30 protein-coding genes are annotated in these 22,394 nt (G+C 69.0%); all 30 read left to right on the top strand.

The genetic code is table 11. The features are described 5' to 3' along the window. Positions 1-75 precede the first annotated feature (75 nt). The 30 genes from ACFYOS_RS02015 (at position 76) to rplO (ending at position 22,245) form a co-directional block, all read left to right on the top strand. Positions 76-3,963 (top strand): DNA-directed RNA polymerase subunit beta', encoded by a 3,888-nt coding sequence (locus ACFYOS_RS02015; protein WP_387134972.1) that lies wholly within the window; start codon positions 76-78, stop codon positions 3,961-3,963. 116 nt (positions 3,964-4,079) lie between these two features. Then, entirely contained in the window at positions 4,080-4,694 is a 615-nt protein-coding gene (locus ACFYOS_RS02010; protein ID WP_387134969.1) for an ArsR/SmtB family transcription factor, read from the top strand. Continuing rightward, the gene (locus ACFYOS_RS02005; RefSeq protein ID WP_387134966.1) at positions 4,669-6,015 is read left to right on the top strand and encodes an MFS transporter; all 1,347 of its coding nucleotides are present in this window, start codon (positions 4,669-4,671) and stop codon (positions 6,013-6,015) included. Before ACFYOS_RS02010 ends, ACFYOS_RS02005 begins: the two co-directional genes overlap by 26 nt. Further along, a complete protein-coding gene (locus tag ACFYOS_RS02000; RefSeq protein ID WP_387134965.1) occupies positions 5,951-6,319 on the top strand; it encodes a hypothetical protein in 369 nt (122 codons plus the stop codon). The genes ACFYOS_RS02005 and ACFYOS_RS02000 overlap by 65 nt, the downstream gene beginning before the upstream one ends. 538 nt (positions 6,320-6,857) lie before the next feature. After that, a complete protein-coding gene (locus ACFYOS_RS01995; protein ID WP_387135241.1) occupies positions 6,858-7,280 on the top strand; it encodes a hypothetical protein in 423 nt (140 codons plus the stop codon). 534 nt (positions 7,281-7,814) lie between these two features. Then, positions 7,815-8,189 carry a 30S ribosomal protein S12 gene (gene rpsL, locus ACFYOS_RS01990; protein ID WP_007465318.1) on the top strand — a complete coding sequence of 125 codons (375 nt, stop codon included), beginning with the start codon at positions 7,815-7,817 and terminating at the stop codon, positions 8,187-8,189. Between the two features lies 1 nt (position 8,190). Then, positions 8,191-8,661 (top strand): 30S ribosomal protein S7, encoded by a 471-nt coding sequence (gene rpsG / locus ACFYOS_RS01985; RefSeq protein WP_088647009.1) that lies wholly within the window; start codon positions 8,191-8,193, stop codon positions 8,659-8,661. A gap of 75 nt (positions 8,662-8,736) precedes the next feature. Continuing rightward, positions 8,737-10,833: an elongation factor G gene (fusA, locus tag ACFYOS_RS01980; RefSeq protein WP_387134962.1), complete on the top strand. Its 2,097-nt coding sequence runs from the start codon at positions 8,737-8,739 to the stop codon at positions 10,831-10,833. A gap of 222 nt (positions 10,834-11,055) precedes the next feature. Continuing rightward, positions 11,056-12,249 (top strand): elongation factor Tu, encoded by a 1,194-nt coding sequence (gene tuf, locus ACFYOS_RS01975; RefSeq protein WP_387134959.1) that lies wholly within the window; start codon positions 11,056-11,058, stop codon positions 12,247-12,249. Between the two features lie 356 nt (positions 12,250-12,605). Next, positions 12,606-12,914, top strand: a complete 309-nt coding sequence (gene rpsJ / locus ACFYOS_RS01970) for a 30S ribosomal protein S10 (protein ID WP_007073037.1) — start codon at positions 12,606-12,608, stop codon at positions 12,912-12,914. Positions 12,915-12,925: 11 nt separating this feature from the next. After that, entirely contained in the window at positions 12,926-13,591 is a 666-nt protein-coding gene (rplC, locus tag ACFYOS_RS01965) for a 50S ribosomal protein L3 (RefSeq protein WP_387134957.1), read from the top strand. Next, positions 13,588-14,238, top strand: coding sequence for a 50S ribosomal protein L4 (gene rplD / locus ACFYOS_RS01960; protein ID WP_387134955.1), 651 nt, complete (start codon positions 13,588-13,590; stop codon positions 14,236-14,238). The genes rplC and rplD overlap by 4 nt, the downstream gene beginning before the upstream one ends. Further along, a complete protein-coding gene (gene rplW, locus ACFYOS_RS01955; RefSeq protein WP_073834931.1) occupies positions 14,235-14,537 on the top strand; it encodes a 50S ribosomal protein L23 in 303 nt (100 codons plus the stop codon). Before rplD ends, rplW begins: the two co-directional genes overlap by 4 nt. Positions 14,538-14,549: 12 nt before the next feature. After that, positions 14,550-15,389 carry a 50S ribosomal protein L2 gene (gene rplB, locus ACFYOS_RS01950; RefSeq protein ID WP_088997376.1) on the top strand — a complete coding sequence of 280 codons (840 nt, stop codon included), beginning with the start codon at positions 14,550-14,552 and terminating at the stop codon, positions 15,387-15,389. A 12-nt stretch (positions 15,390-15,401) separates the two neighbouring features. Continuing rightward, on the top strand, positions 15,402-15,683 hold the full coding sequence (rpsS, locus tag ACFYOS_RS01945) for a 30S ribosomal protein S19 (RefSeq protein WP_091079388.1): 282 nt from the start codon (positions 15,402-15,404) through the stop codon (positions 15,681-15,683). Between the two features lie 40 nt (positions 15,684-15,723). Continuing rightward, positions 15,724-16,179 carry a 50S ribosomal protein L22 gene (gene rplV, locus ACFYOS_RS01940; RefSeq protein ID WP_073834929.1) on the top strand — a complete coding sequence of 152 codons (456 nt, stop codon included), beginning with the start codon at positions 15,724-15,726 and terminating at the stop codon, positions 16,177-16,179. After that, positions 16,179-17,048, top strand: a complete 870-nt coding sequence (gene rpsC / locus ACFYOS_RS01935) for a 30S ribosomal protein S3 (RefSeq protein ID WP_387134951.1) — start codon at positions 16,179-16,181, stop codon at positions 17,046-17,048. Before rplV ends, rpsC begins: the two co-directional genes overlap by 1 nt. A 3-nt stretch (positions 17,049-17,051) precedes the next feature. After that, the gene (gene rplP, locus ACFYOS_RS01930; RefSeq protein WP_073834927.1) at positions 17,052-17,477 is read left to right on the top strand and encodes a 50S ribosomal protein L16; all 426 of its coding nucleotides are present in this window, start codon (positions 17,052-17,054) and stop codon (positions 17,475-17,477) included. Next, positions 17,477-17,713 (top strand): 50S ribosomal protein L29, encoded by a 237-nt coding sequence (gene rpmC / locus ACFYOS_RS01925; RefSeq protein ID WP_387134948.1) that lies wholly within the window; start codon positions 17,477-17,479, stop codon positions 17,711-17,713. Before rplP ends, rpmC begins: the two co-directional genes overlap by 1 nt. Beyond that, positions 17,710-17,985 (top strand): 30S ribosomal protein S17, encoded by a 276-nt coding sequence (gene rpsQ / locus ACFYOS_RS01920; protein ID WP_387134945.1) that lies wholly within the window; start codon positions 17,710-17,712, stop codon positions 17,983-17,985. Before rpmC ends, rpsQ begins: the two co-directional genes overlap by 4 nt. A 98-nt stretch (positions 17,986-18,083) precedes the next feature. Next, the gene (rplN, locus tag ACFYOS_RS01915; RefSeq protein ID WP_007465279.1) at positions 18,084-18,452 is read left to right on the top strand and encodes a 50S ribosomal protein L14; all 369 of its coding nucleotides are present in this window, start codon (positions 18,084-18,086) and stop codon (positions 18,450-18,452) included. Then, a complete protein-coding gene (rplX, locus tag ACFYOS_RS01910; RefSeq protein WP_007465276.1) occupies positions 18,449-18,769 on the top strand; it encodes a 50S ribosomal protein L24 in 321 nt (106 codons plus the stop codon). Before rplN ends, rplX begins: the two co-directional genes overlap by 4 nt. Next, a complete protein-coding gene (gene rplE / locus ACFYOS_RS01905; RefSeq protein ID WP_387134943.1) occupies positions 18,769-19,338 on the top strand; it encodes a 50S ribosomal protein L5 in 570 nt (189 codons plus the stop codon). The genes rplX and rplE overlap by 1 nt, the downstream gene beginning before the upstream one ends. 1 nt (position 19,339) lies before the next feature. Beyond that, positions 19,340-19,525, top strand: a complete 186-nt coding sequence (locus ACFYOS_RS01900; protein WP_007465272.1) for a type Z 30S ribosomal protein S14 — start codon at positions 19,340-19,342, stop codon at positions 19,523-19,525. Between the two features lie 95 nt (positions 19,526-19,620). Continuing rightward, entirely contained in the window at positions 19,621-20,028 is a 408-nt protein-coding gene (gene rpsH / locus ACFYOS_RS01895; protein ID WP_007465270.1) for a 30S ribosomal protein S8, read from the top strand. A 15-nt stretch (positions 20,029-20,043) separates the two neighbouring features. Then, positions 20,044-20,586: a 50S ribosomal protein L6 gene (gene rplF / locus ACFYOS_RS01890; protein ID WP_387134940.1), complete on the top strand. Its 543-nt coding sequence runs from the start codon at positions 20,044-20,046 to the stop codon at positions 20,584-20,586. After that, positions 20,583-20,972 carry a 50S ribosomal protein L18 gene (gene rplR / locus ACFYOS_RS01885; RefSeq protein ID WP_387134938.1) on the top strand — a complete coding sequence of 130 codons (390 nt, stop codon included), beginning with the start codon at positions 20,583-20,585 and terminating at the stop codon, positions 20,970-20,972. Before rplF ends, rplR begins: the two co-directional genes overlap by 4 nt. 33 nt (positions 20,973-21,005) lie before the next feature. Further along, positions 21,006-21,620 (top strand): 30S ribosomal protein S5, encoded by a 615-nt coding sequence (gene rpsE / locus ACFYOS_RS01880; protein WP_073834922.1) that lies wholly within the window; start codon positions 21,006-21,008, stop codon positions 21,618-21,620. Next, entirely contained in the window at positions 21,620-21,802 is a 183-nt protein-coding gene (gene rpmD, locus ACFYOS_RS01875) for a 50S ribosomal protein L30 (protein WP_013473693.1), read from the top strand. The genes rpsE and rpmD overlap by 1 nt, the downstream gene beginning before the upstream one ends. Beyond that, complete coding sequence (rplO, locus tag ACFYOS_RS01870; RefSeq protein WP_387134935.1) at positions 21,802-22,245, top strand: 50S ribosomal protein L15; 444 nt, start codon at positions 21,802-21,804, stop codon at positions 22,243-22,245. The genes rpmD and rplO overlap by 1 nt, the downstream gene beginning before the upstream one ends. The last annotated feature ends 149 nt before the right edge of the window (positions 22,246-22,394 follow it).

The following is a 22,394-nucleotide window of genomic DNA, read 5'->3' as shown; positions in this document are numbered from 1 at the left end:
GGTTCGGGGGCCGGTCCGCCGGCCCCCGACCCCGCCCGTTAGCTAAGCAGTACAGACGACGACATAGGGGACATAGTGCTCGACGTCAACTTCTTCGACGAGCTGCGCATCGGCCTCGCCACCGCCGACGACATCCGTCAGTGGTCCCACGGCGAGGTCAAGAAGCCCGAGACCATCAACTACCGCACCCTGAAGCCGGAAAAGGACGGGCTCTTCTGCGAGAAGATCTTCGGTCCGCAGCGGGACTGGGAGTGCTACTGCGGTAAGTACAAGCGGGTCCGCTTCAAGGGCATCATCTGCGAGCGCTGCGGCGTCGAGGTGACCCGCTCCAAGGTTCGCCGGGAGCGGATGGGTCACATCGAGCTGGCCGCTCCGGTGACCCACATCTGGTACTTCAAGGGCGTGCCGAGCCGGCTGGGCTACCTGCTGGACCTCGCCCCGAAGGACCTCGAGAAGATCATCTACTTCGCCTCGTACGTCGTGACGAGCGTGGACGCCGAGGCGCGTCACCGTGACCTCTCGACCATCGAGAACGAGATCCTGGCCGAGAAGCGGCAGGCCGAGAACAGCCGCGACTCGGAGATCGAGAAGCGGGCCACCAAGCTCGAGGCCGACCTGGCCGAGCTGGAGGCCGAGGGCGCGAAGGCGGACGTCCGGCGCAAGGTCAAGGAGGGCGGAGAGCGCGAGATGCGCCAGATCCGCGACCGGGCCCAGCGCGAGATCGACCGCCTCGACGAGGTCCTCGACACCTTCCGCAAGCTCGAGCCGAAGCAGCTGGTCACCGACGAGCTGCTCTACCGTGAGCTGCGCGACCGCTTCGGCGAGTACTTCACCGGCAGCATGGGCGCCGAGGCCATCAAGGCACTGGTCCAGAACATGGACCTCGACGCCGAGGCTGAGAGCCTGCGCGAGACCATCCGCTCCGGCAAGGGGCAGCGGAAGATCCGGGCGCTCAAGCGACTGAAGGTCGTCGCGGCGTTCCAGAACACCCGCAACTCGCCGCTCGGCATGGTGCTCGACTGCGTCCCGGTCATCCCGCCGGACCTGCGTCCGATGGTGCAGCTGGACGGTGGCCGCTTCGCGACCTCCGACCTGAACGACCTGTACCGCCGCGTGATCAACCGGAACAACCGCCTCAAGCGGCTGATCGACCTCGGCGCGCCCGAGATCATCGTCAACAACGAGAAGCGGATGCTCCAGGAGGCCGTCGACGCGCTGTTCGACAACGGCCGTCGCGGTCGGCCGGTCACCGGCCCGGGTAACCGCCCGCTGAAGTCGCTGTCCGACATGCTCAAGGGCAAGCAGGGTCGGTTCCGCCAGAACCTGCTGGGCAAGCGCGTCGACTACTCCGGCCGTTCGGTCATCGTGGTCGGCCCGAAGCTCAAGCTGCACCAGTGCGGACTGCCCAAGCAGATGGCGCTGGAGCTGTTCAAGCCGTTCGTGATGAAGCGGCTGGTCGACCTCAACCACGCGCAGAACATCAAGTCCGCCAAGCGGATGGTCGAGCGGCAGCGGCCGGTCGTGTGGGACGTGCTGGAAGAGGTCATCGGCGAGCACCCGGTCCTGCTGAACCGGGCGCCGACCCTGCACCGGCTGGGCATCCAGGCCTTCGAGCCGCAGCTGGTCGAGGGCAAGGCCATCCAGATCCACCCGCTGGTCTGCACCGCGTTCAACGCCGACTTCGACGGTGACCAGATGGCGGTCCACGTGCCGCTGTCCGCCGAGGCCCAGGCCGAGGCGCGGATCCTGATGCTGTCGTCGAACAACATCCTCAAGCCGGCCGACGGCAAGCCGGTCACCATGCCCACCCAGGACATGGTCATCGGTCTCTACCACCTCACCCACCTGACCCCGGGTGGCCAGGGCGAGGGCCGGGCGTTCAGCTCGGACGCCGAGGCCCGGATGGCGTTCGACAACGGCGAGCTGCACCTCCAGACCCCGGTCAAGATCCGCCTGCGCGACATCGTCGGGGTCGACAACGGCGCCGGCGCCGAGCCGTGGGTCGCGCCGGAGGGCTGGGTCGAGGGCGAGCCGGTGACCGTGGAGACCACGCTCGGCCGGGTCCTGTTCAACGAGACGCTGCCGCAGGGCTACCGCTTCGTGAACTACGAGATCCGCAAGGGCCAGCTCTCCGCGATCGTCAACGACCTCGCCGAGCGCTTCCCGAAGGTGGCCCTCGCGGCCACCCTGGACGGGCTCAAGGAGGCCGGTTTCCACTGGGCCACCTGGTCCGGCGTCACCATCGGCATGGAGGACGTCATCGCTCCGCCGCGCAAGCGGGAGATCCTGGAGCGGTACGAGAAGGAAGCCGACCGGATCGACAAGCAGTACCAGCGTGGTCTGATGACCGCCGAGGAGCGTCGCGGCGAGCTCATCGAGATCTGGACCAAGGCGACCAACGAGGTCGCCAAGGAGATGGACACTGCGCTGCCGCAGGAGAACCCGCTGTGGAAGATGATCAACTCGGGTGCCCGCGGTAACCTGCTCCAGCTCCGGCAGATCGCGGCGATCCGTGGTCTGGTGGCCAACCCGAAGGGTGAGATCATCCCGCGGCCCATCAAGGCGTCGTACCGGGAGGGTCTCTCCGTGCTGGAGTACTTCATCTCCACGCACGGTGCCCGTAAGGGTCTCGCCGACACCGCGCTGCGTACCGCCGACTCGGGTTACCTGACCCGTCGTCTGGTGGACGTGTCGCAGGACGTCATCATCCGCGAGGAGGACTGCGGCACCGACCGCGCCATCCCGATGCAGATCGGCGAGCGGCTCGACGGCAAGCTGGTCGTGCACACGCACGCCGAGACCAGCGTGCACGCTCGGACCCTGGCTGACGACATCAAGGGGCCGGACGGCACCGTGGTCGCCGAGCGGGGTCAGGACATCAACTCGATCGGGGTCGACCGGATCGTCGCGGCCGGGGTGGAGACCGTCCGGGTGCGCAGCGTGCTCACCTGCGAGTCGAAGCTGGGCGTCTGCGCGGCCTGCTACGGCCGCTCGCTGCCGACCGGCAAGTCGGTCGACATCGGTGAGGCCGTCGGCATCATCGCCGCCCAGTCCATCGGTGAGCCGGGTACGCAGCTGACGATGCGTACCTTCCACACCGGTGGTGTCGCGGGTGAGGACATCACCCAGGGTCTGCCCCGTGTCCAGGAGATCTTCGAGGCCCGGATCCCGAAGGGTAAGGCGCCCATCGCCGACACCCCGGGCCGGATCCGGATCGAGGACGGCGAGCGGTCGCGGAAGATCATCGTGATCCCGGACGACGGCAGCGACGAGATCGTCTACGACAAGATCTCGAAGCGCGTGAAGCTGCGGGCCCACGACGGCGACCACGTCGAGGTTGGCGAGAAGCTCACCGAGGGCACCATCGACCCGCACGAGCTGCTCCGCATCCTCGGCCCGCGGGCGGTCCAGGTCCACCTGACCCAGGAGGTCCAGGAGGTCTACCGCTCGCAGGGTGTGCTCATCCACGACAAGCACATCGAGATCATCATCCGCCAGATGCTCAAGCGGGTGACGGTCATCGACTCCGGCTCGACCGAGTTCCTGCCGGGCGTGCTGGTCGACCGGGCGCTCTTCGAGTCGGAGAACCGCCGACTCGTCTCCGAGGGCGGCGAGCCCGCCGCGGGTCGCCCGGTGCTGATGGGTATCACCAAGGCCTCGCTGGCCACGGATTCCTGGCTGTCGGCGGCCTCCTTCCAGGAGACCACCCGGGTGCTGACGGACGCGGCGATCCACGCCCGCAGCGACTCGCTGATCGGCCTCAAGGAGAACGTGATCATCGGTAAGCTCATCCCGGCCGGTACCGGCATCAGCAAGTACCGCAACGTCCGGGTCGAGCCGACCGAGGAGGCGAAGGCCAAGGTCTACTCGATGACCGGCTACCCGGAGACCGACTACGGCTTCGGGCCGGCCAGCGGCCAGGCGGTGCCGCTGGACGACTTCGACTTCGGGTCGTACCGCTAAGCAGTAGGAAACGACGAGGCCCCCGGCACCCGCCGGGGGCCTCGTCGCGTCTGCGGGTGCATCATCTGAAGAGATAGCTCTCGAAAGAAAGCTGTCGAGAGAATACTCTCGACACTGTGGAGACCGACGGACCTCGCACCCTCACCGACGCCCGCGAGCTGCGGGCGTTGAGCCATCCCGTACGGCTGGCCCTGCTGGAGGCGCTCGGCGGCGGTCCGCTCACCGCCACCCAGGCCGGCGACCTGATCGGCGAGACCCCGACCACCTGCTCGTTCCACCTGCGGCAGCTCGCCCGCTATGGCTTTGTCGAGGAGGCCGGCGGCGGCCGTGGGCGGGCCCGGCCCTGGCGGCTGACCCGACGGGGCTGGTCCGCGCCGGCCCGGCCCGGCGACCCGGACTGGACCCGGGCCTCCCAGGCCCTCGACCGGGTGCTGCTCGACCGGTACACGCAGCGGCTGCGCCGCTTCGTCGACGAAGCCCCCACCTACCCGAAGGAGTGGTACGAGGCGGCCGTCGGGCGGCAGCATCTCGTGCACCTCACCCCGGCTGAGCTGGCCGAGTTCGCCGCCGCCTATCAGGAACTCGTCGCCGACTTCACCGCACGGTTCGACGCCCGGCGCACCGATCCCGCCGCCCGGCCGATCGGGACGCTCCCGGTCGAACTGCTCCTGTTCGGTTACCCGGTGCAGCCCCCGGAGGTGTCGGATGTCGACCCGACGACTGCTGGCTGACCCGCCCGCCCGCCGCTACCTCACCGGGCAGGCCCTGTCCCTGGTCGGCGACAGCTCGATGTGGCTGGCCTGCGGCATCTGGGTCAAGGCGCTGACCGGCAGCGACGGCGCGGCCGGCCTGACCTTTCTCTTCTTCACCGCCCCGGCCCTGCTCGCGCCGCTGGCCGGGCTGCTCGCCGACCGGCTGCCGCGCCGCCGGCTCCTGGTCGTCGCCAACCTGGCCGGTGCCGCGATCCTGCTGCCGTTGCTGGCGGTCCGCGGCCCCGACCAGGTGCCGCTGATCTACGCGGTGATGTTCCTGTACGGCTGCCTCAACCTGGTCATCGAGCCCGCCCAGTCCGCCCTGCTCGTCACCCTGCTCCCCGCTGACCTGCTCGCCAGCGCGAACGCGCTGCTGCGTACGGTCCGGGAGATCCTGCGGCTGCTCGCCCCGCTCGCCGGTGCCGGCCTGTACGCGCTGTACGGCGGCGCGGCGGTGGCCGTACTGGACATGGCGACCTTCGTCGGCGCGGCGGTGCTGCTGCTGACCCTGCGCGGGCCCGACCCCGCTCCGGAGCGCCCGGTGCGTACGGGCGGTGTGCTGCGGCACTGGACGGGGGAGGTGAGCGCCGGGTTCCGGCACCTCGCCGGCCACCCGCTGCTCCGCCGGGTGGTGCTCGCGACTGCGGTGCTCGCCCTGGTCCTCGGCTTCGCCGAGTCCACCGGATACGCGGTCGTCGACCGCGGCCTGCACCGCTCCCCGGAGTTCCTCGGCGTGCTCCAGGCCGCGCAGGGGCTCGGCGCGGTCCTCGGCGGGCTGGGCAGCGCGGCCGCGGTCCGCAAGTTCGGCGAGGTACGCGTCGCCGCGGCGGCGTTCCTCGCCTGGGCCGCCGGTGCCGCACTGGCCGCCACCCCGTTGCTCGGGGTGGTCCTGGTCGGCCGGGTCGGCTCCGGCGCCGGGCTGACCGTCATGGCGATCGCGCTGCTGACGCTTCTCCAGCGCAGCACGCCCGACCGGCTCCAGGGCCGGGTGTACGCCGGCTTCGAGGTGACCACCACCGTCCCGCAGACCGCCTCGATCGCGCTGGGGGCGTACCTGATCGACGTGCTCGACTACCGCCTGCTCCTGTTCACCGAGGCCGCCGTCGTGGCGGTCGCCGCGCTCCTGCTGCTCCGGGCGAACCGGTACGCGACGTCGGTGGCCGACGCCGTCCCGGTGCCGCCGGTCGGGCCGGCGGCGGACCCCGGCGAGGACGGGTCGGGGCATGATGGGGGGTATGACGACCCTGCCCGGGCAGGCGCCCGTCGCCCCGCCGGCGCCGCGCCATCCGCTCGACCCTGAGCCGGTCCGGTCGACGAAGGCCCGCGCGGTCTTCGCCCTCGGGCTGATCGGGGCGCTCACCGGGTTCTTCGTCGGCGGTCTGGTCCCGTCGACCATCGCCGTCATCCTCGCCCGGCAGGCCCGCCGGGAGGCGCACGCCTCGGGCGGCTACCTCACCGGCGGGGACTGGCTGCGCCGGGGCGAGCGGATGGCGTGGACCGGCCTGGTGCTGGCGGCCGTCGCGGTGGTGGCGGCGCTGGTGATCGGGGTGGTCCGGCTCGCTGACGGCCCCTTCGGCCACGACTACGCCCCGAACATCGACTGACCGGGCGGGGGAGCGCTCCGCGCCCGGCCCCTCCATCGGGACCCGCGACGGTAGCCTGGCCGGTGTCCGCCGCGTGGCGGGTGAGTCACGTCGACAGGAGGACCCCGTGACGGAACCGGCCCCTCCGCCGGGAGACGACCCGACCCGGTCCAGCGCCGGGCCGGACGCCGTCGGGGGCTCGCCCGGCGCCGACCCGGCCAGCCCGTGGGCCGCGCCGGGTGCCGGGCCCGACGAGGGGCCGAGCGCGCCGCCGGAGGTCGCCCCCGTGGGGTACGCCCCACCGCCGGTCGCCCCGCCGTCTGCGCCGTCCGGCGCCGGGCCGCAGGCCGGCCCGCACCCGCCGGCCCCGGGCGGCCAGCCCCCGGCACCGCCCGGCTACCGGGGGTACACCCTGCCGTCCGGACCGGGTCCGCACTGGGGCCCGCCGCAGCTGGCGGGCGGCGGGTGGCCGACGCCCGGGGCGTATCCCGGAAACCCGCCGGGTCCCGGTGGTGGCTGGGCCCCGGTGCCGCCGGCGGTCGGACCCCGGCCGGGTGCGGTGCCGCCGCCCCCGCGCGAGGCGCCCCGGCCGCCGAAGCGGGTCGACCCGGTCCCCGGCACCCCGTTCGGCGTGGTCCACCTCGATGTGCCCCCGGTGACCTCGGGGCTCGCCGTCGGGTCGCTGGTCACCGGGATCGCGTCGATCCTGGTGTCGCTGCTGGTCCTCTGCTTCGGCGTCGCCGGTCCGAACTACGGCGGGGCCTGGGCGGCCGGGGCGTTCACCGTGCTCGGCGCGCTCGCCGGGACCGCGGCGATCGTCGCCGGCCTGCTGGCCCGGCGGCAGATCCGGCGGCCGGCGCCCCCGCCGGCGGTCCGGTTCACCGGCCGTGGCCCGGCCGTGGCGGGCCTGGTGTGCGGGGCAGTGGGGCTGCTGCTCAGCCTGCTCGGGCTCGCGGTGGCACTGGTGGTGCAGATCACCTGATCGTTAGTGCCGGCCGGTGACGGCGGTGAGCAGGTGTGACGGCCGTCCCCGGCTGTCCGGTGTTCGGGCGGAACCCGGGCCGCCCGGTCGCCGGCAGGCGAAGCCGGTACACTTATCGCCGTAGGTGCCCGTCACGGGTGGGCAGGGACATACGACCGGCGGGTGGACTGCGGCGCAGTTCTCCCGGACCGCTCCGTTTTGACCTGCGCGGCTGTGGTAGGTACTCTTTCTCCTTGTGCCCGGGCCAGCCCGGGCAATGCGTGCGTGCGCTGGAACCGGTCAGCCGGTGATCGCGCGACGGCACGACCAAAACCAAGATCCGGCGTTTGAACTTTCCTGCGTCGGTGACAGAAATACCGGTACGACGCGCGAGCGGCGACACCGGGACCGTGATCCGGGCGACACGCCCGACCGCGGGTGCTGGGACCACCGTCAGGTGACCCTGGTTGGAATGTAGGAGAGCCGTCCATCAGGTCGGCTAACGAGCAGACGGCGCGGTCGCCTCGCAGCGGCCGAAGGGAGCGGAGAAACCCGGTGCCCACCATTCAGCAGCTGGTCCGAAAGGGCCGCCAGGCCAAGACGACCAAGACCAAGACCCCGGCGCTGAAGGGGTCCCCCCAGCGGCGCGGCGTGTGCACCCGCGTGTACACCACCACCCCGAAGAAGCCGAACTCGGCGCTGCGCAAGGTCGCTCGTGTGAAGCTCAGCAGCCAGATCGAGGTGACCGCGTACATCCCGGGCGTCGGCCACAACCTGCAGGAGCACTCGATCGTGCTCGTGCGCGGTGGTCGTGTGAAGGACCTCCCCGGCGTGCGGTACAAGATCGTCCGCGGCTCGCTGGACACCCAGGGTGTCCGCAACCGCAAGCAGGCGCGCAGCCGCTACGGCGCGAAGAAGGAGAAGAGCTGACATGCCGCGTAAGGGACCCGCTCCGCGGAAGCCGCTGGTCGCTGACCCGGTGTACAACTCGCCGTTGGTCACCCAGCTGGTGAACAAGATCCTGATGCGCGGTAAGCGTCAGCTCGCCGAGCGCATCGTGTACGCCGCCCTCGAGGGCTGCCGCGAGAAGTCCGGCACCGACCCGGTCGTCACCCTGAAGCGGGCGATGGACAACGTCAAGCCGACCCTCGAGGTGCGCAGCCGCCGTGTCGGTGGCGCCACCTACCAGGTTCCGGTCGAGGTCCGTCCCGCCCGGGCGACCACCCTCGGGCTGCGCTGGCTGGTGACGTACTCCAAGGCGCGTCGTGAGAAGACCATGGTCGAGCGGCTGATGAACGAGCTGCTGGACGCGAGCAACGGTCTGGGCGCCGCCGTCAAGCGGCGCGAGGACACGCACAAGATGGCCGAGTCGAACAAGGCCTTCGCGCACTACCGCTGGTAACACCCTGGTTCCGGCGTCGGACCGGCGCCGGAACCGCCACCAGTTGTGTCGAGACGACGAGAAGTAGGGATTGAAGTGGCCGCCGCAGACGCGCTCGCCAACGTACGCAACATCGGCATCATGGCGCACATCGATGCCGGTAAGACCACGACCACCGAGCGGATCCTGTTCTACACCGGTATCACGTACAAGATCGGTGAGGTCCACGAGGGCGCTGCCGTTATGGACTGGATGGAGCAGGAGCAGGAGCGTGGTATCACCATCACCTCCGCCGCTACCAAGTGTGAGTGGAAGGGCCACACGATCCAGATCATCGACACGCCCGGTCACGTCGACTTCACGGTCGAGGTCGAGCGGTCGCTGCGGGTGCTGGACGGTGCGGTCGCGGTTTACGACGGCGTCGCCGGCGTGGAACCGCAGACGGAGAACGTCTGGCGCCAGGCCGACAAGTACCACGTCCCGCGGATGTGCTTCGTCAACAAGCTCGACCGGACCGGCGCCGACTTCTTCCGCTGCGTGCAGATGATGATCGACCGGCTCAACGCCACCCCGTTGGTGCTCCAGATCCCGATCGGGCTCGAGGGCGACCACATCGGTGTCGTCGACCTGATCGGCATGCGCGCCCTCACCTGGCGCGGGGAGACCCAGAAGGGTGAGGACTACGCCATCGAGGAGATCCCGGCTGAGCTGGCCGACTCCGCGGCCGAGTGGCGCGAGAAGCTGATGGAGACCCTGGCCGACGTCGACGACGCGGTGATGGAGAAGTACCTGGAGGGCGAGGAGATCTCTGTCGAGGAGATCAAGGCCGCCATCCGGCGCGCCACCATCGCCAGCAAGGCCAACCCGGTGCTCTGCGGCTCGGCGTTCAAGAACAAGGGCGTCCAGCCCATGCTCGACGCCGTGGTCGACTTCCTGCCGTCGCCGCTGGACGTCCCGGCCATCGAGGGCACCGCCACCGACGGCGAGACCCCGATGCAGCGGAAGCCTTCCCCCTCGGAGCCGTTCTCCGGCCTGGCCTTCAAGATCCAGACCGACAAGCACCTCGGCAAGCTGACCTACGTCCGGGTCTACTCGGGCGTGGTCGAGTCCGGGTCCCAGGTGGTCAACTCCACCAAGGACCGCAAGGAGCGGATCGGCAAGATCTACCAGATGCACGCCAACAAGCGGGAGGAGCGCGGCTCCGCCAAGGCTGGCGACATCATCGCGGTCCAGGGTCTCAAGCAGACCACCACCGGTGACACCCTGTGCGACCCGGCGAACCCGGTCATCCTGGAGTCGATGACCTTCCCGGAGCCGGTCATCGAGGTGGCCATCGAGCCGAAGACCAAGGCCGACCAGGAGAAGCTCAGCACCGCCATCCAGCGGCTGGCCGAGGAGGACCCGACCTTCCGCGTCAAGCTGGACGAGGAGACCGGTCAGACGGTCATCTCCGGCATGGGCGAGCTGCACCTGGACATCCTGGTCGACCGCATGCGCCGCGAGTTCAACGTCGAGGCGAACATCGGTAAGCCGCAGGTGGCGTACCGCGAGACCATCCGCCGCAAGGTGGAGAAGATCGAGTACACCCACAAGAAGCAGACTGGTGGTTCCGGCCAGTACGCCCGCGTGATCGTGAGCATCGAGCCGCTGCCGCTGGACAACGACTCGCCGACCTACGAGTTCGCCAATGCCGTCACCGGTGGCCGCATCCCCCGGGAGTTCATCCCCTCGGTGGACGCGGGCGCCCAGGACGCCATGCAGTACGGCATTCTCGCCGGCTTCCCGCTGGTGGGTGTCAAGCTGACGCTGCTGGACGGTCAGTACCACGAGGTCGACTCGTCGGAAATGGCATTCAAGATCGCCGGCTCGATGGTGATGAAGGAGGCGGCCCGCAAGGCCGACCCCGCGCTGCTCGAGCCGATGATGGCCGTTGAAGTCACCACTCCTGAGGAGAACATGGGTGACGTCATCGGCGACCTCAACTCCCGCCGCGGCATCATCCAGGCGATGGAGGAGCGCAGCGGCGCCCGCATCGTCCGGGCTCTGGTGCCGTTGTCGGAGATGTTCGGCTACGTCGGCGACCTGCGGTCGAAGACCCAGGGCCGGGCTAGCTACAGCATGCAGTTCGACTCCTACGCCGAGGTTCCGCAGAGCGTGGCGAAGGAGATCATCGCTAAGGCTACGGGTGAGTGACGCTCGCCTGAGCTGATCCGATGAGCCGGGGTCGGTCGCGGGAGGGTTCTCCCGCCCGCGGCCACCTCGGTCGGGTTGTGTGAATCCGGGCCTGTAGGCTTCATCGCCGCAGAACCCACAAAGGCTCTCCGGCCGTCAGGCCGGAAAGGCTGTCGACAGAGTCCTAAGCGCCGACCTGGCGCGCCGGGCGAACGAACCAAGAAAGTCCACAGGAGGACACCAGTGGCGAAGGCGAAGTTCGAGCGGACTAAGCCGCACGTCAACATCGGCACCATTGGTCACATCGACCACGGTAAGACGACGCTGACGGCGGCCATCACCAAGGTCCTGCACGACCAGTTCCCGGACCTGAACCCGTACACGCCGTTCGACGAGATCGACAAGGCGCCGGAGGAGAAGGCCCGCGGCATCACGATCTCGATCGCGCACGTCGAGTACCAGACCGAGGCGCGTCACTACGCGCACGTCGACTGCCCCGGTCACGCCGACTACATCAAGAACATGATCACCGGTGCCGCCCAGATGGACGGCGCGATCCTGGTGGTGGCGGCGACCGACGGCCCGATGCCGCAGACCCGCGAGCACGTGCTGCTGGCCCGTCAGGTCGGCGTGCCGTACATCGTCGTGGCGCTCAACAAGAGCGACATGGTCGACGACGAGGAGCTCCTGGAGCTCGTCGAGCTCGAGGTCCGCGAGCTGCTCTCCTCGCAGGAGTACCCGGGTGACGACCTGCCGGTCGTCCGGGTCTCGGCGCTGAGGGCCCTCGAGGGCGACCCGGAGTGGACCGGGAAGCTCATGGACCTGATGAACGCTGTCGACACCGCGATTCCGCAGCCGGAGCGCGAGACCGAGAAGCCGTTCCTCATGCCGATCGAGGACGTCTTCACCATCACCGGCCGCGGCACCGTGGTCACCGGTCGCGCCGAGCGCGGCATCCTCAAGCCGAACGAGGAGGTGGAGATCGTCGGCATCCGCGAGAAGTCGATGAAGACCACCTGCACCGGCATTGAGATGTTCCGCAAGCTGCTCGACGAGGCCCGCGCGGGTGAGAACGTCGGTCTGCTGCTGCGCGGCATCAAGCGCGAGGACGTCGAGCGCGGCATGGTCGTCGTCAAGCCGGGCACCACGACCCCGCACACGGAGTTCGAGGCGACGGTCTACATCCTCTCCAAGGAGGAAGGTGGCCGCCACACCCCGTTCTTCCAGAACTACCGTCCGCAGTTCTACTTCCGGACCACGGACGTCACCGGCGTCGTCACGCTGCCCGAGGGCACCGAGATGGTCATGCCGGGCGACAACACCACGATGACCGTGAAGCTGATCCAGCCCATCGCGATGGAGGAGAACCTCAAGTTCGCGATCCGGGAGGGTGGCCGTACGGTCGGCGCGGGTCGCGTCACCAAGATCATCAAGTGAGCTGGGTAACCCCGATTAGCGTCGCCGCCGGTCGTGCGGCATACTAGTCAGGTTGCGTAACGACGGTTAGTCGCCTGCGTCCGGTGCATGCTGGACCTCCGGGTTGACCAACAGTCGCGCGCAGGGTGGTTGATCGCCCCTGGCGGTCAACCACCCTCGCACGGCGTCCAGGTCGCGGTAAACGCGATCGGCGCCATGACCCACCGCGTGGTCAGAGGATCGCTCCGGAGCCCCGGGGCGGAGCCTGGTCCACGGGCGCGACACGCCCGACCGCGGGGGTCGGCGGAAGTGGGCCTGTGCCAGCCGGTACAGGCGCCCGCAACACAGCGGCATCGAGAGAAGGAACAGAAGCCACCATGGCGGGACAGAAGATCCGCATCCGGCTCAAGGCCTATGACCACGAGGTCGTCGACTCCTCGGCTCGGAAGATCGTCGAGACGGTGACGCGTACCGGGGCGCAGGTCGCTGGCCCGGTGCCGCTGCCCACGGAGATCAACCGTTTCTGCGTTATCCGCTCGCCGCACAAGTACAAGGACTCGCGCGAGCACTTCGAGATGCGCACGCACAAGCGGCTGATCGACATCATCGACCCGACCCCGAAGACGGTCGACTCGCTCATGCGCCTCGACCTGCCGGCTGGCGTCGACATCGAGATCAAGCTGTAGGGACCGGACAAATGGACAGGCAAGTCAAGGGGATCCTGGGCGCAAAGCTCGGCATGACCCAGGTCTGGGACAACAACAAGGTTGTCCCGGTGACCGTGGTTCAGGCCGGCCCGTGCGTCATCAGCCAGGTTCGTAGCGCCGAAAAGGACGGTTACTCCGCGGTCCAGCTGGCGTACGGCACGATCGACCCGCGCAAGGTGAAGAAGCCGATCGGCGGGCACTACGCGAAGGCGGACGTCGCGCCGCGCCGGCACATCGTCGAGCTGCGCACCAAGGACGCCGCGGACTACTCGCCGGGCCAGGAGGTCACGGTCGAGGAGTTCCCCGCCGGCGTGACCGTCGACGTCACCGGCAAGACCAAGGGCAAGGGCTACGCCGGCCCGATGAAGCGGCACGGCTTCCACGGTCTGCGCGCCAGCCACGGTGTCGAGCGCAAGCACCGCTCGCCGGGCTCCATCGGCGCCTGCGCGACCCCGGGCCGCGTCTTCAAGGGCACCCGGATGGCCGGTCGGATGGGTGGCGTGCGCTACACCGTCCAAAACCTCACGGTCCAGGCGATCGACACCGAGAACAACCTCCTGCTCGTCCGCGGCGCCATCCCCGGCCCCAAGGGCGCGCTGGTCCTGGTCCGTTCCGCGGCCAAGACCAAGGTGAAGAAGGGCGGTGCGGCCAAGTGACCACCGTTGACGTCCGCAACGTCGAAGGCGCCAAGAGCGGCTCCGTCGAGCTGCCGGCCGACATCTTCGACGTCCAGGCCAACATCGCGCTGATGCACCAGGTCGTGGTGGCTCAGCTCGCGGCGGCCCGGCAGGGCACGCACAAGGCCAAGACCCGCGGCGAGGTCTCCGGTGGAGGCAGGAAGCCGTACAAGCAGAAGGGCACCGGTCGTGCCCGCCAGGGCTCGACCCGCGCGCCGCAGTTCGCCGGCGGTGGCGTGGTCCACGGCCCGGTGCCGCGCGACTACAGCCAGCGCACCCCGAAGAAGATGAAGGCCGCCGCCCTGCGTGGCGCCCTCTCCGACCGGGCCCGCGCCGGCCAGGTGCACGTCGTCGAGGCGTTCGTCTCGGGCGAGAAGCCGTCGACCAAGGCCGCGCTGGCCACGCTGACGAAGCTGACCGAGGCCCGTCGCGTCCTGGTCGTGCTGAGCAGCACCGACGAGCTGAACTGGGTGTCGCTGCGCAACGAGCCGCGGGTGCACCTGATCGAGGCCGGCCAGCTCAACACCTACGACGTGCTGGTGGCCGACGACGTGGTCTTCACCAAGGAGGCCCTGGACGAGTTCCTGGGCGTTCCCGCCGAGACCACCGAGGAGGGTGGCAAGTGAGCACGATCGCCGATCCGCGCGACATCATCGTCGCGCCGGTCGTCTCGGAGAAGAGCTACAGCGAGCTGAACCGCAACTGGTACACCTTCCTGGTGCACCCGGACGCCAACAAGACCGAGATCAAGATCGCTATCCAGCAGATCTTCAACGTCCGCGTCCTGACGGTCAACACGCTCAACCGCGAGGGCAAGCGCAAGCGCACCAAGACCGGCTTCGGTCAGCGCAAGGCCACCAAGCGGGCGATCGTGAAGCTGGCTGACGGTGACCGTATCGAGGCCTTCGGCGGCCCGGTCAGCTGAGGGGTGTAGACAATGGCTATCCGTAAGTACAAGCCGACGACGCCGGGCCGGCGTGGCTCGAGCGTCGCCGACTTCGCCGAGATCACCCGGTCGACGCCCGAGAAGTCGCTGCTGGCTCCGCTGCCGAAGAAGGGCGGTCGCAACGCCCACGGCCGGATCACCACCCGGCACCACGGTGGCGGCCACAAGCGCCAGTACCGTCTGATCGACTTCAAGCGGGTCGACAAGGACGGCGTGCCGGCGAAGGTCGCCCACATCGAGTACGACCCGAACCGCACCGCGCGTATCGCGCTGCTGCACTACGCCGACGGCGAGAAGCGCTACATCATCGCGCCGAAGGACCTGAAGCAGGGCGACACGGTGGAGTCGGGCCCGGGCGCCGACATCAAGCCGGGCAACAACCTGCCGCTGCGCAACATCCCGGTCGGTACCACCATCCACAACGTGGAGCTGCGTCCGGGCGGCGGTGCCAAGCTGGCCCGCTCGGCCGGCGTCGGCATCCAGCTGCTCGGCCGTGAGGGCGCCTACGCGACCCTCCGCATGCCGTCCGGTGAGATCCGGCGCGTCGACGTGCGCTGCCGCGCCAGCGTCGGCGAGATCGGCAACGCCGACCAGTCGAACATCAACTGGGGTAAGGCCGGCCGGATGCGGTGGAAGGGCAAGCGCCCGACCGTCCGTGGTGTCGCGATGAACCCGGTCGACCACCCGCACGGTGGTGGTGAGGGTAAGACCTCCGGTGGTCGCCACCCGGTCAACCCGCAGGGTAAGCCCGAGGGCCGCACCCGTCGTAAGGGCCAGCCGAGCGACCGGCTGATCGTCCGCCGCCGCTACGCCACGCGTAAGCGCGGCTGAGGGAGATAAGACATGCCTCGCAGCCTGAAGAAGGGCCCGTTCGTCGACGACCACCTGCTCAAGAAGGTGGAGACGCAGAACGAGAAGGGCTCGAAGAACGTCATCAAGACCTGGTCGCGGCGCTCGACGATCATCCCCGACATGCTGGGGCACACGATCGCCGTGCACGACGGGCGCAAGCACGTCCCGGTTTTCGTGACCGAGGCCATGGTCGGGCACAAGCTCGGCGAGTTCGCGCTGACCCGCACGTTCAAGGGTCACGAGAAGGACGACCGGAAGAGCCGCCGGCGCTGACGCCGCGGGCATACGGATAGAGGAACAAGGGGTTACAGCGATGCCAGGAAAGGGCGACGCTCCGGTGCTTCCGGGCGCGCGGGCGGTTGCGCGGCACGTGCGCATCTCGCCGATGAAGGCGCGCCGGGTGGTCAACCTCGTCCGCGGCCTGCCCGCGAAGGAGGCGCTCACGGTGCTGCAGTTCGCGCCGCAGGCTGCGAGCGAGCAGGTGTACAAGGTGCTCGCGAGCGCGATCGCCAACGCGGAGAACAACGAGCGGCTGGACCCCGACGCGCTGCTCGTCAGCGAGGCGTTCGTCGACGAGGGCCCGACGATGAAGCGGTTCCGGCCGCGGGCGCAGGGCCGGGCGTACCGGATCCGCAAGCGGACCTGCCACATCACCGTGGCGGTCGAGGCGGTCGCGCCGGCCGCGCCGAAGAAGTCGGCGAAGAAGGCCGCCCCGGCCAAGCAGGCCGAGGCCGCCGAGGGGCAGAGCACGACGGAAGGTGCCGAGTAATGGGTCAGAAGGTTCACCCCACTGGGTTCCGGCTCGGCATCTCGACCGACTGGAAGTCCCGCTGGTTCGCGGACAAGCTCTACAAGGACTACATCGGCGAGGACGTCAAGATCCGCCGGATGATGTCCAAGGGCCTGGAGCGCGCCGGCATCTCCAAGGTCGACATCGAGCGCACCCGGGACCGGGTCCGCGTCGACATCCACACCGCCCGGCCGGGCATCGTCATCGGCCGTAAGGGTGCGGAGGCCGACCGGATCCGGGGCGAGCTGGAGAAGCTCACCGGCAAGCAGGTTCAGCTGAACATCATCGAGGTGAAGAGCCCCGAGTCGGACGCGCAGCTGGTCGCCCAGGGCGTCGCCGAGCAGCTGTCCAGCCGGGTCAGCTTCCGTCGGGCCATGCGCAAGGCGATGCAGTCCGCGATGAAGAACCCGGCCTGCAAGGGCATCCGGGTCCAGGTCTCGGGTCGCCTCGGCGGCGCCGAGATGAGCCGGACCGAGTTCTACCGCGAGGGCCGGGTTCCGCTGCACACGCTGCGGGCCAACATCGAGTACGGCTTCTTCGAGGCCCGTACCACCTTCGGCCGGATCGGCGTGAAGGTCTGGATCTACAAGGGCGACGCGGTCCCGGGCCGGGAGGCTCCGGCCGAGGCCGGCCCGTCCCGCCCGCGCCGTGACCGCGGCGACCGCCCCGAGCGGCCGCGTCGTGGCCGGTCGGGCTCGTCCGGCACGACCGCCGGTGGCACCGAGGCCGGCCGGGCTGCCGCGACCACCATCGCGCAGCAGGCCGAGACGCCGAGTGGCGAGCCGATTGACAGTGCTGCTGTCGCTTCGGCCGCTTCGACTCCGGCAGAAACGCAGCAGGAGGGCTGACAGATGCTGATGCCGCGCAAGCCCCCGAAGGGCTTCCGCAAGCCGCACCACCCGGACCGCCACGGCGCGTCCAAGGGTGGTAACCGGGTGGTGTTCGGCGAGTTCGGGATCCAGGCTCTCGAGCCGGCGTACGTGACCAACCGCCAGATCGAGTCGGCGCGTATCGCGATGACCCGCCACATCAAGCGTGGTGGCAAGGTCTGGATCACGATCTTCCCGGACCAGGCCCTCACCAAGAAGCCGGCGGAAACCCGGATGGGTTCCGGTAAGGGTTCGCCCGAGTGGTGGGTCGCCAACGTCAAGCCGGGGCGGGTTCTCTTCGAGATGTCCTTCCCCAACGAGCAGATCGCGCGAGAGGCGATGCGTCGTGCGATCCACAAGCTCCCGATGAAGTGCCGCATTGTTACGCGCGAAGTGGGTGAATCCTGATGGCAGCGGGCGTCAGTGTCTCCGAGCTGCGTGAGCTCTCCGAGGAGGAGCTGGTCACGAAGCTGCGCGAGGCGAAGGCGGAGCTGTTCAACCTCCGCGTACAGGCCGCAACCGGGCAGCTGGACAACAACCGGCGGCTGCAGGTCATCCGTCGGGAGATCGCCCGGATCTACACGATCATGCGTGAGCGTGAGCTGGGTCTCTCGGCCGCGCCGACTGAGGTGACTGCATCATGAGTGAGAACACCACCGCCGCCGCGCGGGCCCGCCGCAAGGTGCGTGAGGGCCTCGTGGTCAGCGACAAGATGGACAAGACCGTCGTGGTCGAGGTCGAGGACCGGGTCAAGCACGCTCTGTACGGCAAGATCATGCGCCGGACGAGCAAGCTGAAGGTGCACGACGAGCAGAACTCGGCCGGCATCGGCGACCGGGTCCTGATCATGGAGACCCGGCCGCTGTCCGCCACCAAGCGGTGGCGGCTCGTGGAGATCCTCGAGAAGGCCAAGTAGCGAAGGCTCGAGCTCGGCCGGTATCGGTCGGGCGCAGGTTCCGCCAGGCTCCGGCCGCCCCCGGGCGGCCGGAGAACCGGCAGACATAGGAGATAGACGTGATTCAGCAGGAGTCGCGACTGCGCGTCGCCGACAACACGGGTGCCCGGGAGATCCTGTGCATCCGGGTTCTCGGTGGCTCCGGTCGGCGCTACGCGAGCATCGGCGACGTCATCGTGGCCACGGTCAAGGACGCGATCCCGGGTGCCGGTGTGAAGAAGGGCGACGTCGTCAAGGCTGTCGTCGTTCGCACCGCCAAGGAGAGGCGGCGGCCGGACGGCTCGTACATCCGCTTCGACGAGAACGCCGCCGTCATCATCAAGGACGGCGGGGACCCGCGCGGCACCCGCATCTTCGGCCCGGTGGGTCGTGAGCTGCGGGACAAGCGGTTCATGAAGATCATCTCTCTCGCGCCGGAGGTGTTGTGACCGTGAAGGTCAAGAAGGGCGACACGGTCGTCGTCATCGCCGGTAAGGACAAGGGTGCCAAGGGTAAGGTCATCGCGGCCTACCCGCGGCAGGACAAGGTCCTCGTCGAGGGCGTGAACCGGGTCAAGAAGCACACCCGCATCAGCACCACCCAGCGTGGCGCCAAGACCGGTGGCATCGTCACCCAGGAGGCCCCGATCCACGTTTCGAACGTGCAGGTCCTGGACTCCGACGGCAAGCCGACCCGCGTCGGCTACCGGATCGACGACAATGGCCAGAAGGTCCGCATCGCGCGTAGCACCGGTAAGGACCTGTGATGACCACGGCTACCGAAAGCAAGACCATGCCGCGCCTCAAGGAGCGGTACCGCAACGAGATCGTGGCCCAGCTGCAGGAGCAGCACAACTTCGGCAACCCCATGCAGGTGCCGCGGTTGGTCAAGATCGTCGTCAACATGGGTGTCGGCGAGGCCGCTCGGGACGCCAAGCTGATCGACGGCGCGGTCCGCGACCTGGCCACCATCACCGGCCAGAAGCCGCAGGTGCGGCGGGCGACCAAGTCCATCGCGCAGTTCAAGCTCCGTGAGGGCATGCCGATCGGCGCGAAGGTCACCCTGCGGGGCGACCGGATGTGGGAGTTCCTGGACCGGCTGCTCTCCATCGCGCTGCCGCGTATCCGCGACTTCCGCGGCCTGGACGGGCGCAAGCTCGACGGGCACGGCAACTACACGTTCGGTCTGACCGAGCAGTCGGTGTTCCACGAGATCGACCAGGACAGGATCGATCGCCAGCGGGGCATGGACATCACGGTGGTCACGACCGCCACGACCGACGACGAGGGCCGGGCGCTGCTCAAGCTCCTGGGCTTCCCGTTCAAGGAGAACTGAGATGGCCAAGAAGGCGCTGATCATCAAGGCGGCCGCGAAGCCGAAGTTCTCGGTTCGCGCGTACACCCGCTGCCAGCGGTGCGGGCGTCCGAAGGCGGTCTACCGCAAGTTCGGTCTCTGCCGGGTGTGCATCCGGGAGATGGCCCACCGCGGTGAGCTGCCCGGCGTGTCCAAGGCTTCCTGGTAATAGCTCGGCGCGCTCTGCGTGTTGGCTGAACTGTCTCTTCGCCGTAGGCCCCGGGCGATGCTCGGGGAACCCCGGCGAGAAAGGTTGACGAATTCATGACGATGACCGACCCGATCGCAGACATGCTCACGCGTCTGCGTAACGCCAACCAGGCGTACCACGATCAGGTGAAGATGCCCTACTCGAAGATCAAGGCGAACATCGCCGAGGTCCTCAAGGCCGAGGGTTACATCGCCACTTGGTCGGTCGAGGAGCCCGAGGAGGGCGCCGTCGGCAAGCGACTGGTCGTCGAGCTGAAGTACGGCCAGAACCGGGAGCGGAGCCTGGCCGGCATCAAGCGCGTGTCCAAGCCCGGTCTGCGGGTTTACGCCAAGTCGGACGGGCTCCCGCGGGTGCTCGGCGGGCTGGGCGTGGCGATCATTTCGACGTCCCAGGGGCTGCTCACCGACCGGCAGGCCCGCAAGCGGAGCGTTGGCGGGGAAGTCCTCGCCTTCGTCTGGTAACGGAGACAGGTAGAAATGTCGCGTATTGGACGTAAGTCGATCCCGGTGCCGTCCGGCGTCGACATCACGATCGACGGCCAGACCGTCAAGGTCAAGGGCCCGAAGGGCGAGCTGAGCCACGTGCTGGCCGAGCCGATCACGGCGGAGCGGGGCGAGGACGGCCAGGTGCACGTCAACCGGCCGAACGACGAGCGCAAGGCCAAGGAGCTGCACGGCCTGAGCCGTACCCTGGTCGCCAACATGATCGTCGGGGTCACCGAGGGCTACCGCAAGAGCCTCGAGATCGCCGGCACCGGTTACCGCGTCACCGCCAAGGGCAAGGACCTGGAGTTCGCGCTCGGGTTCTCGCACCCGGTGCTGGTGCCCGCCCCGAACGGCATCACCTTCACGGTGGAGAAGCCGACCCTGTTCCACGTGGCCGGCATCGACAAGCAGCAGGTCGGCGAGGTCGCCGCCAACATCCGGAAGATCCGCCCGCCGGAGCCCTACAAGGGCAAGGGTGTGAAGTACCAGGGCGAGGTCATCCGCCGCAAGGCTGGAAAGGCAGGTAAGAAGTGAGCGCCACGCTGCTCAAGCGCCGCCGCGGCGTCGCCGCCAAGCGCGCCGTCGGGCGTGCGCGCCGGCACTTCCGGGTCCGCAAGAACATCAGCGGCACCGGCGAGCGCCCCCGCCTGGTCGTCACCCGGTCCCTGCGGCACATCGTCGCCCAGATCGTGGACGACACCAAGGGTCACACCCTGGCGTCGGCCTCGACCATGGACGCCTCGCTGCGCGGCGCCGAGGGCGACAAGAGCGCCCTGGCCGGCAAGGTCGGCGCCCTGCTCGCCGAGCGCGCCAAGGCCGCCGGCGTCTCGAAGGTCGTCTTCGACCGCGGTGGCAACCGGTACGCGGGGCGGGTCGCCGCGCTTGCCGACGCTGCCCGCGAAGCCGGGCTCGAGTTCTAGAAACCCCGTCACGAGAGAGAAGGAAGGCTGCTGATGCCAGGTCAACAGCGCCGTGGCGGCGGGTCCGGTGGCAACGAGGGTGGTCGCCGCGACAACCGCCGTGAGGGCGGCCGCGGAAACGCGCCCGTCGAGAAGACCCCGCACCTCGAGCGGGTCGTCGCGATCAACCGCGTCGCCAAGGTCGTGAAGGGTGGTCGTCGCTTCAGCTTCACCGCCCTGGTGATCGTGGGCGACGGCGACGGCACCGTCGGTGTGGGCTACGGAAAGGCCAAGGAGGTGCCCGCGGCGATCGCCAAGGGTGTCGAGGAGGCCAAGAAGCACTTCTTCAAGGTGCCGCGGATCGGCGCCTCGATCCCTCACCCGGTGCAGGGCGAGGACGCGGCCGGCGTGGTGCTGCTCAAGCCGGCCTCGGCCGGTACGGGCGTCATCGCCGGTGGTCCGGTGCGTGCCGTGCTGGAGTGCGCGGGCATCCACGACGTGCTCTCCAAGAGCCTCGGCTCGTCCAACCCGATCAACATCGTGCACGCCACGGTGGCGGCCCTGAAGGCGCTCGAGTCGCCGGAGGCGGTCGCGGCCCGTCGTGGTCTGCCGGTCGAGGACGTCGCGCCGGCCGCCATGCTGGCGTCGCGGGCGGGGGTGGCGTCCTGATGGCGCGCCTGAAGGTCACCCAGGTCCGGTCCGAGATCGGGACCAAGAAGAACCAGCGTGACTCGCTGCGTTCGCTCGGTCTCAAGCGGATCAACGACGTGGTGGTCAAGGAGGATCGTCCGGAGATCCGCGGCATGATCTTCACGGTCAACCACCTCGTGAAGGTCGAGGAGGTCGAGTAATGACGATCAAGGTCCACCACCTGCGCCCGGCGCCCGGGGCCAAGACCGACAAGACCCGCGTGGGTCGCGGTGAGGGCTCGAAGGGCAAGACCGCCGGTCGCGGTACCAAGGGTTCCAAGGCCCGGAAGAACATCTCGCCGGCGTTCGAGGGTGGGCAGATGCCCATCCACATGCGCCTGCCGAAGCTGAAGGGCTTCAAGAACAAGTTCAAGGTCGTCTTCCAGGTGGTCAACCTGGACCGGCTCGCCGAGCTCTTCCCGAACGGCGGCCAGGTCGGCCCGATCGAGCTGGTCGAGGCCGGCGCGGTCCGCAAGGGCCAGCCGATCAAGGTGCTCGGCACCGGCGACCTCGGCGGTGTGGCACTCCAGGTGTCGGCGCACGCGTTCAGCGCGTCGGCCAAGGAGAAGATCGCTGCTGCCGGCGGTTCGGTCACCGAGCTGTAAGGCATGATTTGTGGCGCCCGCTCAGTTGTCCACAACTGGGCGGGCGCCATGGTCTCCACGGCGAATGTGCGCCGGGTAACATCGGATTCGTTTTATGTAGCCGGGCACGTCTGCCCGGACCGGGAGCGGGCTGTTAGAGTCCCTTCCCA

It is taken from the genome of Micromonospora sp. NPDC005806, from assembly GCF_042871425.1.
Lineage (GTDB): Bacteria > Actinomycetota > Actinomycetes > Mycobacteriales > Micromonosporaceae > Micromonospora.
This window is presented reverse-complemented; position numbering and strand designations above follow the sequence as displayed.